Origin of the sequence: Cerasicoccus frondis (genome assembly GCA_031296915.1) — a bacterium.
GTDB classification, from domain to species: domain Bacteria; phylum Verrucomicrobiota; class Verrucomicrobiia; order Opitutales; family Cerasicoccaceae; genus Cerasicoccus; species Cerasicoccus frondis.
Map to the genome: position 1 here is coordinate 81,181 of JAVDPC010000016.1, position 13,306 is coordinate 94,486.

The following is a 13,306-nucleotide window of genomic DNA, read 5'->3' on the forward strand; positions in this document are numbered from 1 at the left end:
ACTTTCGAACCTCCGAACTTTAAAAAGTCATGTCACTCGAAATCAAAAACCTGAACGTCAACATTGGCGAAAAGCAGATCCTGCGCGACTTCTCCCTGGAAGTGCCCGCAGGCCAAGTCCACGCAATCATGGGCCCCAATGGCACCGGCAAGAGCACCTTGGCCAAGGCGCTCGCTGGCCATGAAGATTACGAAATCAGCGGCGGCGAAGCCCTGCTCGACGGCGAAAACGTCGTCGGCATGGAGCCCGACGAAATTGCCCGTCTCGGCTTGTTTGTGGCGTTCCAATACCCGGTGGAAATCCCCGGCGTGACCATCGCCAACTTCATCCGCGCAGCCCTGCAGGCGCGCCTGCCCGAGGGCGAAAAGATCGTCGCCACGGACTATTACAAGACGCTCCGTGCGCACATGGACGAGCTCAAGATCGACCGCAGCTTCTCCAGCCGCTCCGTCAACGACGGTTTTTCCGGTGGTGAAAAGAAGCGTTGCGAGATCCTTCAGATGAAGATGCTCGACCCGAAATACGTCATTATGGACGAAACCGACTCTGGTCTCGACATTGACGCGCTGAAGATCGTTGCCGAAGGCGTCAACAACATGCGCTCGCCCGACCGCGGCTTCCTCGTCATCACCCACTACCAGCGCCTGCTCGACTACATCGTGCCGGACGTCGTCCACATCATGTGGGATGGCCGCATCGTCAAGACTGGCGACAAGAACCTGGCCCTTGAAATGGAAGCCAAGGGCTACGACTGGGTGAAGGAGGAGTTGGCATCCGCTACGGCGTAGCGGATTCAACGGTTAGTATTGTAGGTAGTGTTAGTAAAGTGAGTAAAGTTGATGGCGACCTGGAAGACATTTGAGGATATTGACGCCTGGCAAAAAGCCAGAGTGTTGACCCGGGATGTCTACGCGGTGACCAGCAATGGCGTTGCAGCTAAAGATTTTGGGCTACGCGACCAGATCCAACGCAGCGCGGTTTCTGTCATGTCAAACATCGCAGAAGGATTTGGGCGTGGAGGAAACCGTGAATTTTCCCAGTTTCTACATGTCGCTCGCGCCTCACTAGCCGAGCTCAAAAGTCAATTATACGTCATGTTGGACGTAAACTACATGGAGCAAGAGACCTTCAATTCACTCTATCAGCAAGCATCTCAAATCGAAGTCCGCATAAACGGCCTGATCAAGCACCTTCGCAGCAGCGACATCCGTGGAGCTAAATTCGAAGTCCGCGAACCGGAGGAACTAGAATTCGCCCAACCATAACCTTACTCACCTTTCACACCCTACACACTTTACACACCCTATTTCAGCCATGAGCACCGAGACACCAGAAATCAACATCGACCGCAGCAAGGGCGATTTCTCCTTTAAAGAAGACTACGCTTACGACGCCGGCATCGGCCTGTCGCCGGACACCATTGACTACATCTCCAACGTCAAGGGGGAGGACAAGTGGATCAATGAATTCCGCCAGAAGGCGCTCAAGATATTCGAAGGCAAGCCCATGCCCACGCACTGGGCCAGCGATGACCTCAACACCATCAAGTTCGAGGACGTCCGCTACTACCTGTCCAAGGGCCAGAAACCGTCCCGCACCTGGGACGACGTGCCCGACGACGTGAAGGAAACCTTCGAACGCCTCGGCATCCCCGAGCAGGAGCGTGCGTTCCTCGCCGGCGTGGAAGCGCAGTTCGACTCCGAGGCCGCCTACTCCCGCATGAAGGAGGAGATGGAAAAGCTCGGCGTGATCTTTGTCGGCCCGCACGAAGGCCTCCACGAGCACCCGGAAATCTTCAAAAAGTTCTTCGGCAAAGTTATCCCGATCGGCGACAACAAGTTCTCCGCTCTCAACAGCGCTTGTTTCTCCGGCGGCAGCTTCATTTACGTGCCCAAGGGCGTGAAGGTCGCCCAGCCGCTGCAAGCCTACTTCCGCATCAACGCGGAAAACTTCGGCCAGTTCGAGCGCACGTTGATCATCGCTGACGAGGGTTCGGAAATCACCTACATGGAAGGCTGCACCGCGCCGAAGTTTGAGACCGCCACCCTGCACGCGGCCGTCGTGGAGCTCGTTGCCTTGAAGGGCGCCAAGATCCAGTACATCACCGTGCAAAACTGGTCCAACAACGTCTTCAACCTCGTCACCAAGCGTGGCATGGCCGAGGAAGACGCCGAGATCCGCTGGATCGACTGCAACATCGGCAGCCGCCTGACCATGAAGTATCCCGGCGTCGTGCTCAAGGGCGAGCGCGCTCGCGGCGAAGTCATTTCCATCGCGTTGGCCAACGACGGCCAACACCAGGACACCGGCGCAAAGATGATCCACGCCGCCTCGAACACGACCTCGAACGTCATTTCGAAGTCCATCTCAATTGGCGAGGGCCGCAGCACTTACCGCGGGCAGGTCCACATTCCCAAGCGCCTGACCAACTGCAAGAACAACACTGAGTGCGACGCGTTGCTCATCAACACCAACTCGCGCACCGACACTTACCCGGCGATCACCGTCCGCGGCGACCACAACTCCGTCCAGCACGAAGCCAGCGTCTCCAAGGTCAGCGCCGAGCAGATCTTCTACATGCAGCAGCGCGGCCTACCCGAGGGCGAGGCAATGTCGCTCGCGGTCAACGGCTTCATCAACGACCTCGCACGCGAGTTCCCCATGGAATACTCCGTCGAGCTGAAGCGCCTGATCGACCTGGAGATGGAAGGCTCGGTCGGCTAATCAAGCACCGGTTTCAACCAACCGGTTTCTGCATTCTGAATTCTTAATTTTGCATTTACCTACCATGTCAGTCGTCACGACCACCACCGACACCGAAAAATTCAGCGAGGAGAACTTCCGCCATCACCTGGATGCGTTCTGGTTGAACGCGCCCTGGGTGCAGGAGCTCAAGGAGCAAAGCTGGAAGGCTTATCAGGAATTGCCATTGCCCACGCGCAGCGATGAGCGCTACCGCTTCACCGATCTGCGCAAGCTCAAGCTCGACGGCTATCGCCCGGCTCAGGAGCCCACCGCAGAGCAAAAAGCAGCCGCCATCGAACGCAGCAACATCGTGGGCGATCCTTCAGGGAAACTCGTCTTCGGTGATAATTTCCTGCTCGAGTTCGAAGGCGTCAGCGAGGAGCTCGCCGCCAAGGGCGTCATCTGGATGCCCCTTTGCCAAGCGGTCATCGAGCACCCCGACCTCGTCAAAAAGTATTTCCTGGAGGAAGAAAACCAGCTCGGCTCGGAAAAGCTCCTGGCCCTGCACAACGCGTTCTTCCACGGCGGCAGCTTCCTTTACGTGCCCAAGGGCGTGGAAATCGAGCAGCCGATTTGCGCTTATTATTGGTCGGTCGAGTGCAACGAAGCGATCTTCCCGCACACCCTGCTCGTCGTCGAAGACAACGCCAAGGTCGACTTTGTGGACTACTATGGCAGCCTCGACGAAGGTTGCTGCTCCACCCTCTCCTGCGGCGTAGGCACCATCTACGCAGGCCCGGGCGCGCAGGTCTTCCGCAAGATCGTGCAGAACTTCAACGATGAGGCGCTTTCCTTCCAGTTGGAGGCCAACATCGCCGACCGCGACAGCCAGGTAAAGACCATCGCCGTCAACCTTGGCTCCCAGTACGCGCGTTTGCAGAACCACACCCGCATCGTCGGCCCTGGCGCCGACGTGAAAATGTATGGCCTGACCGTCTCCAAGAGCGAACAGGAGTTCGACCAGCGCACCTTGCAGATACACGAAGCGCCCAACGCCGTCAGCGACTTGCTCTTTAAGAACGCGCTGCTCGATGACTCGCGCACAATTTTCTCCGGCCTGATCAAGGTCGCCAAAGACGCCCAGCAGACCGACGCGTATCAAACGAATCGCAACCTGCTTCTCTCCAAGACCGCCGAGGCCAACAGCCTGCCCGGCCTGGAGATCGAGGCCAACGACGTGAAGTGCTCCCACGGCGCCACCACTGGCCAGGTCGACGAGAACGAACTCTTCTACCTGATGGCCCGCGGCATTCCGCAACAAACCGCTTACCAACTGCTCGTCTTCGGCTTCTTCGAAGAAATCGTCGAAAAGATCAGCAACGAAGAGCTCCGCGAGAACGTCCGCAAGCTCGTGCAGGCTAAATTTGCTCAATAGCCCGCAAATAGAAGTGAGTTTCCAAAATTGCAATTAAGGTAAACGCCCTGTACTGGTTTATGCCAGTATGGGGCGTTTTGCATTCACCTTAATCATCCTTGCCAGTCTGGTAACGCTACAGCTGCGATTGGGCGCTGCAGATAAGGCAGACTACAATCCGGTCACGCCGCTTGAGGACCCCGAGGCGATTCTGCCTCTGCTGGAGGAATTGGCGTCCACCAAGCCACGTCCCGAGGGCGCCTTCGTGATGCATCCGCCCAACACGAGCAGCCCGCGAGACACCATGGTCAGCTTCCTGAAGATGACCCAGCGCTTCTACGACCTGATATCGGCGGAGAATTACTCGCCGCAGGATCGAATCGAGGTGTTTTATCTCTTCGCCCAGATGGAGGACTTTTTCGACCTGCGCCAAGTGGCCCCGTCCATGCAACGTGATTACGCAACCGCCAGCGCCATCTACCTGCGCGAGGTAATCGACCGGGTCGGCCTCCCCCCTCTGAATGAGATTCCGGACGAGGAGATGATGCACGAAGCCATCGATAAAGGCTTTCCCGCCCGCTGGCAAATGCCCGAAATGCCGTTTGAAGTCGTGCGCGTCGACGAGGGGGAAAACGCCGGTCACTACGTCTTTAGCGATGAGACGCTCCGCGAGGTGCGCCCGCTCTTTAACGACCTGCGCCAGATGCCCTACAAGACCCATGCCGCCGAGGACTTTTACTATTACTTCTTCCTGACGCCCAACCCAGTCATCCCCACGGCCATCATCAATTCGCTGCCCGAGTGGATGTTAGTCGATATCTACGAGCAAACGGTCTGGCAATGGCTCTCGATGTTCATCGTGATCTGTCTGGCCCTCGCCAGCATCTTCCTCGTCAGATGGATCGTTGAGCTCCTGGGGCGTAACCGCCCTGATTCGACGCGTCACATTCTGGGGCTGATCACGCCAGCCTACACAGTCTTGGCCTGCTATGTAACCTATGACTTGGTGGACGATAAAATCTTCATCACGGGCGATGTGTTCCAGGTCTTTGTTTACGCGCTGTTCTCCGTGGTGCTCGCCTCCACAATCGCGATGACGTTTATGGCCGGAACCATTGTGGCGGATGTCGTTGCCCGCTCGGAGCGCTTTAAAACAGAGTCATTTGACTCGCATTTAGCCCGCATCGGGATCCGCCTGCTCAGCATCATCGCCTGCCTGGCAATCTTGATCCAGGGCCTGCAACACGTGGGCTTTTCCCTGGCAACCGTCATCGCAGGCGCGGGCGTGACTGGCCTGGCCGTCGCCTTGGCCGCACAAAGCATGCTGCGCAATATTTTTGGCGGACTCATGATCCTGCTCGATAAGCCCTTCCGCGTGGGCCATCGCGTCAAGATCGGCGATGCAGACGGCGCCATCGAGGAAATTGGCCTGCGCTCCACCCGCATCCGCCTGCTCAATGGACACGTCACCACCATTCCCAATGACAAAGTTGCCGACGCCGAAATCGAAAACATCGGCATGCGCCCATACATTCGCCGCGTCACCAGCATCGCCATTACCTACGACACGCCGCAGGAGAAAATCCAACGCGCCGTGGAAATCATCCGCGACCTCCTGGCCGTCCCCGAGGGCTACACACCCGGCGAACAAACCGAGCACCCCAACGAATGCATCAACCAGCCAGACTTCCCCCCTCGCGTATTCTTCAACGAGTTCAACCCCTCCTCGCTCAACATCCTGATGATCTACTGGTATCACCCGCCCGCCTATTGGGACTTCCTGGAATTCAGCCAGAACATCAACGAGCAGATCATGAAGCAATTCAACGAGTCGGGCATCGAATTTGCGTTTCCGACGCAGACGATTCATCTTGCCGGAGAAAAGGTAACTCCATTTCCTCAAATTGAGGCTGATACCAACGAGAAAAATCCAAAATCAGACAACTCACCATCATGAGCGCCAATAACCAACGGGTCCTTTCCCGCGACGTCGAAGCCACGGTCATCCCGGCCGGGGATAAAGTAACCCTTCCTTCCGGCTCGAAGGTCGACATCACGCATCGCCTCGGCGGCAACTTCACCGTGGTCTGCGACTACGGCATGTTCCGCATCCTCGGAAACGACGCTGACGCCCTCGGCGAAGAAACGCCTGATAGCGCCAAGAAAACGGAGGCCGCAGACGGCTCAGCCGAACACGCCGGACCGCCCGCTGAAGACGCTATTTGGGATGCGCTCAAATCCGTCTACGACCCGGAAATCCCGGTCAATATCGTCGACCTCGGCCTCGTTTACTCGATGCAGGTCATGTCTGAGAGCGACCAATACCACGTCTCGGTCCAGATGACGTTGACGGCGCCCGGTTGCGGCATGGGCCCGGCCATCGCCGAAGACGCCAAGGGCCGCGTTGAGTCTGTGCCCGGCGTTGACTCCGCCCAGGTGGACATTGTCTGGGACCCACCCTGGACCCAGGACATGATCACCGAAGAAGGCAAGATGGAGCTGGGGCTGATTTAACCCCCAGCCCCCATGACTCAACGCGATCAAAGCACAGGCGGGACGCCTATGCTACTTGATGCTGGCAATTTACCTTTTTGATTGGAAATTCCGCACTTTCCGCATCACATTACCTACCATGATCCAATCCATAGCGAAAACTCCTGTTTCAGACTGCGGCGACGAGAAAAAGAAAGACGCCGATAAGGGTGGCATCCAGATGCAGATGGAAAAGAAGTTCCTCGAGGAACGGAAGATCTTCCTCTGGGGCGAAGTCAATGATGAGTCCATGAAGACCATCATGGAAAAAATGCTTTATCTCGAAGCGGAAAAACCCGGCGAAGAGATCAAGTTTTACATCAACAGCCCGGGCGGCTCGATCACCGCTGGCATGGCGGTCTACGACACCATGCAGATCATCAGCTCGCCGATCAGCTGCATCGTCCACGGCATGGCCGCCTCCATGGGCAGCATTCTGCTTTCGGGCGGAACCAAGGGCCGACGCTTCGTCTTCCCGCACTCCCGTGTATTGATTCACCAACCGCTGATCATGGGCCGCATCGTGGCGCCGGCGGTGGACATCAACATCCAAGCCGAAGAAATGGAAAAGCTTCGCGAAGAGCTCAACCGCATCCTCTCCGAAGCCTCTGGCCAGCCCATCGACAAAATCCGCAAGGATACGGATCGTGACTTCTACCTGAACGCCAAGGAGTCCATCGAATACGGCTTGGCGGACGCCATTTTCGAAGGCCCGCTCTAAAGTGGCAGCAGCTCATCTTCAGGTGGAGCCCGGTGTCCCTACCGGGCTGTTCCATCCTGTTGAATGAGAGGCAACAATGAGCCCGGTAGGGACACCGGGCTCCACCTTTCAAGCAGATAAATGAAACTGAGGCGTGGATTTCTTCCGCGCCTTATTTTTTCTTCATCGCCTCCTTGATGGCGTCGATTTCGGACTGCCAATTCGTTGCCAGCACCCGATCACCATACTGATTGGCGAGGGGAATCGCCTTTGGCAAAAACGCGAGCTTTGCTTTACGCGTGTGAGCGCCTTCAGCCAAGCTCCGCAAGATATGATAGGCCATTTCGCGCTCTCCCATCTGCACCAGCAGTTCGGAAATTTGGAACGCCAGACCCGCATTTTCCGGCGCGAAAACAGGCATATCGGGCACAAATTTCAACAGCTCAACGGCCTTGGCGCGCTCATTGCGCTTTTCCCAGCCCAACGCGATTTCGTAGGCGATCGCCATCCCCGGAGCGTAGTGATACTTGCGGCGCAGGTAATCAAACGCCGCGTTATCCCCCTCCTCCTGGCGAATGACCTCCGCCTCGCGCAGAAGCACATATTGGTCGAGCTCATTCGTTGCGTCGAGCTCCTTGAGCTGCTCATCCAGCTTCACCTTAAAGGGCTGGTAGAGCGGATCACCAAGCACAATGGTCATCCAGCTCAGCCCTTGCAGGGAGTAATACGCGGCCTCTCCGGTGGACATGCCGTTCATTAGCCCCTCCAGGTAAAGCTGCGGCTGATTCGTCAGTTGTAGGTACGGCTCGTAGACATTGCCCACTGTCGCCGCAACGCCGCGTTCGACCAAACCGCCGCCCCACCGCAAATTCGGCTTACGCAAATGTTGCCCGGAAAAGCTGCTGATGTGGATCGCCACCGCGCCAGCAGGAAAGCGATAAGTCGGGTCTTCAAACGGGCCATCCGGCTCATGCGTCCACCAGCCAAAATAAATCGCCGGGGCATCGAGGCGTGCTGTCCAGGAAAAGCGCGGCTTTTCGGTATCGATGCTGACGGGATAATCCAGCTCCTTGATGAGCACCGTCGCCTGATCCAGCCAGCCTTCACCCTGCTGATGCGGCCCTCCTTTGTCGATGTAGGCGCGCCCTTTCAGGCCATGGGCCTCCCCCTCGAGCGCGCTGTCAATGAGTCGCTTAACCGCCGGCACGCTGGGCCCGTCGAGCCGCGCAACCTTAACCACGCTGTTCAGCCGCATGTAATCCGGCGCTTTTTCGCCAAAAAGTGGATTCTTCGCCGGGCCAGCCAGCGGCGTGTCGACGACGGCAATGTAAGTCAACTCGCTGTCAACGGACGCCTGGCTATTGGCCATCGCCCCCTGCATTTCCCCGCCAAATCCCGTCAAGGCGTCCTGCTCATAACCGTGCACCTGATAAGGCAAACGGCACAGCACGAGAAACCCAATATGATGCCCCATTGGGACCATCTTGCGGCGACCAGCGTTATCGTAATCATCCGCCAGCACCCCATTAATCCACTTGCGCTCAACGAGCTCCTCACGCAGCGGATTGAAGATCTGGTCGACGAATTCCTGCCCGGTCAGGCGCTCCGCTTTCGAGGTAGCTATCTTGATGAGGTTTTGCTCCGGAATCTTCCGCTTGGCCATGTAATACTCCGCAATGGCGAGCGAATCAGGATCGTCGGAATTGGCGACGACCACTACCTGCTGGGGCTCGACCGCAGTCAGCGTGAGAGAGAGGAGAAGGCTAGCGATCAGGGTCAGTAAACGCATTGCCCAGAAGTTAGGCGCTGCCCAGGCTAATGGCCAGCCTGATTCCCAAGTAGGTCGCCACCAGGCACAGGATCACGTTGAGCGCAATGTTGCCCAGGCCCGCGCCATAGCGCTGCTCCTGCAGCAGGGCCAGCGTTTCAAAACTAAACGTGGAAAACGTCGTAAACGCGCCGCAAAACCCCGTCGCAAACAGAAACCTCAGCGCATGCGGCGCATCCGCTTTGATGCTGAACCACCCCAACACCACGCCAATGAGGAACGAACCCACGACATTCACCGTAAAGGTGTGCCAGGGGAAATCACTCTTCAGCCAGTGCCCCACCAACGCCCGGCTAACTGCGCCCAAAGCGCCGCCAATGGCAATGTAGAGCAGTTGCGCCGCGTTCATGAGTCGATGCCGCGCGCGCGGTTAATCGCTTTTTGGTAGTTTAATATGCCGCTGACAATGGCGTCCGCCAACTTATCCCGATAAGCCGCGCTGCCAATGTTGCGCCCCTCCGTCGGGTTACTGACAAAACCGCCTTCCACCAACACGCCCGGGCAGTTCAAGGTCTTCAGGACTGCAAAACGCGCGCGCTTCAGGCCGCGGTCGTCAGCCCGTGTTTTCTCAATCATTTGAGATTGGATATGATAACCGGCAAGCATGCTCCACGGCGCATCCTGATTGCCAGGATAGCTCCGGCTGTCCGCGCTTTTCGCGTTGGTCGATGCGTGGCCCGCTGGCGTGAAAACATAAGTTTCGATGCCATCGACCTTCGCTGAATTGATGGCGTTGAAGTGTAAACTCACGAATAGGTCCGCATTGAGTCGATTCGCAATCTGCGGACGCTCACTCAGGTCGATAAATTCGTCGTTGGTCCGCGTCAGGGTGACCTTGTAGCCATAACGCTCCAACCGGCTTTTCACGCGGTTGGCCAAGTCCAGCGCCAGGTGTTTTTCCTTGAGCTTAAGGCTCGAGTTCTGCGCACCGCTGTCCTTGCCGCCATGCCCTGGGTCGAGCACGATGTGGTAAAGCTTTGGCTTGGGGTCATACTGCTGCGGGAAGAAAAGCGGCTTGATCGTGTTTTCGTAATCAACCTCGGCCACATGCAGATTGCCGCCATACAGGGCGATGGGCTCCACGAGGTAAATTTTCTGCCCATTGTAGCTGAAATGGCTTTGATGCAGCGTGAACCGCAGGTCCGACCACTGGCTGCTGATCGCCGCCTCCTGGCCACGGATACGCCACTTATGGTCCATGCCAAACCGTGTCGCCACGTCAGGCAGCGACACATAGGCATACCCATTGAGCGTGACCGCGCTGACCACGGGCGCACCCAGCATCATGCACACAAGCATGAGCCAGGTGACGTGGAGGAGAATGGATCGCCTACGCGGCAACGGCGCGGAATCAGTGGCGTCAAGCTGCCCGAGTCGAGGGATCATCACTCGTGCCCGTGTTCTTCCTCTTCTTCCTCGTCCGGGTCTTCTCCGTGGTGGTGGCTGTATTTGAGCGGCTGCTTTTTATTGGAGGGCAGGGGGGACATCGTGGTGGTGATGTTCCGGCCAACCAGTTTGGGCGGGCTGTCCGACTGGCCAATGTGCGCCAAGTCTTTAATGGCGCGGTTGACCACCTCGAAACCCAGGTCCTGGTGCTGCATTTCACGCCCACGGAACATGAGCGTAATCTTCAGCTTGGAGCCATGATCGAGGAATTCCTCTGCGCGACGGAGCTTGGTCATGAAATCATGCTCCTCAATGCGCACGCGGAACTTCACCTCTTTCAGGCGCGAGGCCGACTGGTGCTTCTTGCTGTCTTTTTCCCGTTTGCTCTGCTCGTACTGGTATTTGCCGTAATCCAAGATACGGCACACCGGCGGGCGCGCGTTCGGCGAAACTTCCAGCAAGTCCAGACCAGCCTGTTTCGCCAGGTCCAGCGCTTCCTTGGTTTTCATAACGCCCACCTGTCTACCATCCGGGCCAATGACACGGATTTCAGGCACGCGAATGCGTTCGTTTTTGCGTGGGCCGCGGTTAAAGTTGCGGCCGCGTCCTCTTCCAAATGGCGCTTTTCCCATTAAGAATCGGATGCTTGCAGTTGCCCGCCACAGCGCGGGGGCTCGCTTTGGTTAAGGTTCGTTGAATTAACGAATTGGTGCTTCGACATAAAAATCAGACTTACAGTAAAGACAGCTGGTTAATTTTTTTCAATCACTTTTGCGTTAAATAAAAAAGATGATCTGTCCGTAACGATTTCCGGCTCGAATTGGCGATTCCGACCTGCGGACAAAATGAAAGCGCCTTCTTTATCAGAAGACGCTTTCGGAAATTGAAGGCTGGCGGCCTACCCCTAAACCGCCAGCCATTGTTTTCTACTTTATCTCGTTGCTTGTTACCCCATCTCCCGTAGGAGAAAGTTGATTATGCTGCTAACTCTAGCTTCGATTGTGCCAATGTCAACGGCTTTTTCTAAAAAAATTCAATAAGTCTAAATTTAAGGTTAAATCAGTTACGTTTATAAGACTTATCCCCGAATAAAAGGTTCCCGGGAAAATAAAAAAAGGCCAAAATTTTTAAGTTCCTGCTTAGATTCATTGAAATATCCAGGGAATGCTGACATATATTGTACCGTGAGCGGGAAAAAGAAATGCTTAAAATGTGGCGCCCCGGCCAGCGTGTTCATCAATCTGGTTAAAACCGGCCATGCGGCAAGCAGCGCCTATTGCGCCGAGCATGCCGATGAATTGGGCGTATTTGCGCCCGGAGCTTATGCGTTTCTGGATTCCGCCGAGGCTGGCCATGAAGCAGAAAGCCACACCCACGGCGCACAATGCCACGGCTGCGGCTTTACTTTGCGCGATTGGAAACGCACCGGGCGCTTCGGGTGCCCGGAGTGCTATCAGGCTTTTGAGGATAAAATCGCCCCAGCGCTCAAGCGGCTACATGCAGACACCGTGCACCGGGGGAAAATTCCCCGCAGCGCCTATAGCCCAGGACTCATCGCCAACCGCATTCAGGAGCTGCAACGCCAACTCGAATCCGCCGTGGAAGAAGAGCGATTTGAGGACGCCGCCCACACACGCGACCTGATGAGCGAACTGAAGTCCTGGAAGCCGGCCAATTCCTGAAGCCCACGCAAGCATTGCAGTCAGCTTTTCGCAGGTTGCACAACTACAGCCTGAATTCTTTTTTACTGAATACTATCGCTGCTTGGATTGATCGATGAGCCTTATATCAAGCGTATAGATAATGCTAAAACGGTGCAGCGGAACACTTTTTGTTGTATTTACAGACCAAAACCATTTTATTAAGCAGCTGTTTAACTTCAAATCTGCAATGTCATGATCGAAGGTGTCTTTTGGCTAACTTTTTCTGTCCTCGCAATCGGCTCAGCCGCATTGGGCTGTTACTTGGTGTTTGCGCCTCGTGATGCGCTGGCAGTGCGCTACCAGAACTACATGCTGGCCAAAACCATGCGCCCGCTCAAAGACGAAGACTTCGGCCACCTGCCCAAGATCGTTTGGGGGCTCAAAGGCGCCGGCCTCCTCTGCCTCACGCTCAGCGCCGCAATGATGGTTGGCGTATCCTTGTTCCGCTAATTTGCGTTCAACAAAGAAGTTTTCCAAAGGCGATGTGCGTTACATCGCCTTTTCTTTGCTCTGGATCTCCGCAATCGCCGCCTTGACGTCATCCGCCTGCTTCTCGGTGGACGCTTTTTTGTCGAGCCAAACCAGTTTCCCCTCCTCAAACAAATAAGCCTGCCGGGCGGTCCGTTGCCCATTGCCAACCATCGGGACGCCAAATGCTTCGGCCACAGCGTGATTTTCATCCGCCACCAAGGCGAACGGAAAGCGAAATTTATTCCGGAAAGCCAATTGCTCGGCGGCGGAGTCCGTGCTCACGCCAATCACCGTCACCCCCATGTCCGTGAGTTCGGCATAGGCGTCTCGCAGGCTACAGCCTTGCTTGGTGCAGCCGCCGGTGTCCGCCTTTGGGTAGAAGTAGACCAGCACAAACGGCTTGGTGGCGTAATCCGCCAAATTAATTTCAGCCCCATCCTGATCGATGGTCGACACTGCGGGCAACTCAGCCCCCAGTTGGAGCTCTTCCGCAGTGCAATTGACCGCAGAGAAAAAAAACAAAGTGCAAGCGAGCGTCAGGAAAGTGCGAATCATGCCTCTTTAATTAGAGGCTTTTTTGCCATCCG

Annotated in this window: 14 protein-coding genes; 9 read left to right on the top strand and 5 right to left on the bottom strand. The window is 56.3% G+C overall.

Annotated elements, in window-relative coordinates:
• The first annotated feature begins 29 nt into the window (after window positions 1–29).
• The 7 genes from sufC (at window position 30) to RBB63_RS13100 (ending at window position 7,352) form a co-directional block, all read left to right on the top strand.
• On the top strand, window positions 30–788 hold the full coding sequence (gene sufC / locus RBB63_RS13070) for a Fe-S cluster assembly ATPase SufC (protein ID WP_309384930.1): 759 nt from the start codon (window positions 30–32) through the stop codon (window positions 786–788).
• Between the two features lie 51 nt (window positions 789–839).
• On the top strand, window positions 840–1,265 hold the full coding sequence (locus RBB63_RS13075; protein ID WP_309384933.1) for a four helix bundle protein: 426 nt from the start codon (window positions 840–842) through the stop codon (window positions 1,263–1,265).
• 49 nt (window positions 1,266–1,314) lie between these two features.
• Complete coding sequence (gene sufB / locus RBB63_RS13080) at window positions 1,315–2,724, top strand: Fe-S cluster assembly protein SufB (RefSeq protein ID WP_309384935.1); 1,410 nt, start codon at window positions 1,315–1,317, stop codon at window positions 2,722–2,724.
• 64 nt (window positions 2,725–2,788) lie between these two features.
• Complete coding sequence (sufD, locus tag RBB63_RS13085) at window positions 2,789–4,120, top strand: Fe-S cluster assembly protein SufD (protein WP_309384937.1); 1,332 nt, start codon at window positions 2,789–2,791, stop codon at window positions 4,118–4,120.
• A gap of 67 nt (window positions 4,121–4,187) precedes the next feature.
• Window positions 4,188–6,056, top strand: coding sequence for a mechanosensitive ion channel family protein (locus tag RBB63_RS13090; RefSeq protein WP_309384939.1), 1,869 nt, complete (start codon window positions 4,188–4,190; stop codon window positions 6,054–6,056).
• Window positions 6,053–6,613, top strand: coding sequence for a putative Fe-S cluster assembly protein SufT (gene sufT, locus RBB63_RS13095; protein ID WP_309384941.1), 561 nt, complete (start codon window positions 6,053–6,055; stop codon window positions 6,611–6,613). The genes RBB63_RS13090 and sufT overlap by 4 nt, the downstream gene beginning before the upstream one ends.
• A gap of 118 nt (window positions 6,614–6,731) precedes the next feature.
• Complete coding sequence (locus tag RBB63_RS13100; RefSeq protein WP_309384943.1) at window positions 6,732–7,352, top strand: ClpP family protease; 621 nt, start codon at window positions 6,732–6,734, stop codon at window positions 7,350–7,352.
• A 151-nt stretch (window positions 7,353–7,503) separates the two neighbouring features.
• On the opposite strand, the gene RBB63_RS13105 is transcribed toward RBB63_RS13100, so the two are convergent.
• The 4 genes from RBB63_RS13105 to infC are packed head-to-tail and all read right to left on the bottom strand — an operon-like array spanning window position 7,504 to window position 11,177.
• Window positions 7,504–9,120 (bottom strand): TIGR03790 family protein, encoded by a 1,617-nt coding sequence (locus RBB63_RS13105; protein ID WP_309384945.1) that lies wholly within the window; start codon window positions 9,118–9,120, stop codon window positions 7,504–7,506.
• Between the two features lie 10 nt (window positions 9,121–9,130).
• Window positions 9,131–9,508 (bottom strand): fluoride efflux transporter CrcB, encoded by a 378-nt coding sequence (crcB, locus tag RBB63_RS13110; protein ID WP_309384947.1) that lies wholly within the window; start codon window positions 9,506–9,508, stop codon window positions 9,131–9,133.
• Window positions 9,505–10,545 carry an N-acetylmuramoyl-L-alanine amidase family protein gene (locus RBB63_RS13115; protein WP_309384949.1) on the bottom strand — a complete coding sequence of 347 codons (1,041 nt, stop codon included), beginning with the start codon at window positions 10,543–10,545 and terminating at the stop codon, window positions 9,505–9,507. Before RBB63_RS13115 ends, crcB begins: the two co-directional genes overlap by 4 nt.
• Complete coding sequence (gene infC / locus RBB63_RS13120; protein ID WP_309384951.1) at window positions 10,545–11,177, bottom strand: translation initiation factor IF-3; 633 nt, start codon at window positions 11,175–11,177, stop codon at window positions 10,545–10,547. Before infC ends, RBB63_RS13115 begins: the two co-directional genes overlap by 1 nt.
• Window positions 11,178–11,729: 552 nt before the next feature.
• On the opposite strand from infC, the gene RBB63_RS13125 reads away from it, so the two are divergent.
• Together RBB63_RS13125 and RBB63_RS13130 are read left to right on the top strand one after the other, a co-directional pair.
• Window positions 11,730–12,227: a UvrB/UvrC motif-containing protein gene (locus RBB63_RS13125; RefSeq protein ID WP_309384953.1), complete on the top strand. Its 498-nt coding sequence runs from the start codon at window positions 11,730–11,732 to the stop codon at window positions 12,225–12,227.
• A 213-nt stretch (window positions 12,228–12,440) separates the two neighbouring features.
• Window positions 12,441–12,698 (top strand): hypothetical protein, encoded by a 258-nt coding sequence (locus RBB63_RS13130; protein WP_309384954.1) that lies wholly within the window; start codon window positions 12,441–12,443, stop codon window positions 12,696–12,698.
• A 39-nt stretch (window positions 12,699–12,737) separates the two neighbouring features.
• Here the strand turns inward: RBB63_RS13130 and RBB63_RS13135 are convergent, their stop codons facing one another.
• Complete coding sequence (locus tag RBB63_RS13135; RefSeq protein ID WP_309384956.1) at window positions 12,738–13,274, bottom strand: peroxiredoxin; 537 nt, start codon at window positions 13,272–13,274, stop codon at window positions 12,738–12,740.
• Window positions 13,275–13,306: the final 32 nt, after the last annotated feature.

What these genes read in the sequence shown, in the direction of transcription:
- sufC (WP_309384930.1), top strand. Translation starts at nt 30, where the DNA reads ATGTCACTCGAAATCAAAAACCTGAACGTCAACATTGGCGAAAAGCAG.
- RBB63_RS13075 (WP_309384933.1), top strand. Translation starts at nt 840, where the DNA reads ATGGCGACCTGGAAGACATTTGAGGATATTGACGCCTGGCAAAAAGCC.
- sufB (WP_309384935.1), top strand. Translation starts at nt 1,315, where the DNA reads ATGAGCACCGAGACACCAGAAATCAACATCGACCGCAGCAAGGGCGAT.
- sufD (WP_309384937.1), top strand. Translation starts at nt 2,789, where the DNA reads ATGTCAGTCGTCACGACCACCACCGACACCGAAAAATTCAGCGAGGAG.
- RBB63_RS13090 (WP_309384939.1), top strand. Translation starts at nt 4,188, where the DNA reads ATGGGGCGTTTTGCATTCACCTTAATCATCCTTGCCAGTCTGGTAACG.
- sufT (WP_309384941.1), top strand. Translation starts at nt 6,053, where the DNA reads ATGAGCGCCAATAACCAACGGGTCCTTTCCCGCGACGTCGAAGCCACG.
- RBB63_RS13100 (WP_309384943.1), top strand. Translation starts at nt 6,732, where the DNA reads ATGATCCAATCCATAGCGAAAACTCCTGTTTCAGACTGCGGCGACGAG.
- RBB63_RS13105 (WP_309384945.1), bottom strand. Translation starts at nt 9,120, where the DNA reads ATGCGTTTACTGACCCTGATCGCTAGCCTTCTCCTCTCTCTCACGCTG.
- crcB (WP_309384947.1), bottom strand. Translation starts at nt 9,508, where the DNA reads ATGAACGCGGCGCAACTGCTCTACATTGCCATTGGCGGCGCTTTGGGC.
- RBB63_RS13115 (WP_309384949.1), bottom strand. Translation starts at nt 10,545, where the DNA reads ATGATCCCTCGACTCGGGCAGCTTGACGCCACTGATTCCGCGCCGTTG.
- infC (WP_309384951.1), bottom strand. Translation starts at nt 11,177, where the DNA reads ATGGGAAAAGCGCCATTTGGAAGAGGACGCGGCCGCAACTTTAACCGC.
- RBB63_RS13130 (WP_309384954.1), top strand. Translation starts at nt 12,441, where the DNA reads ATGATCGAAGGTGTCTTTTGGCTAACTTTTTCTGTCCTCGCAATCGGC.
- RBB63_RS13135 (WP_309384956.1), bottom strand. Translation starts at nt 13,274, where the DNA reads ATGATTCGCACTTTCCTGACGCTCGCTTGCACTTTGTTTTTTTTCTCT.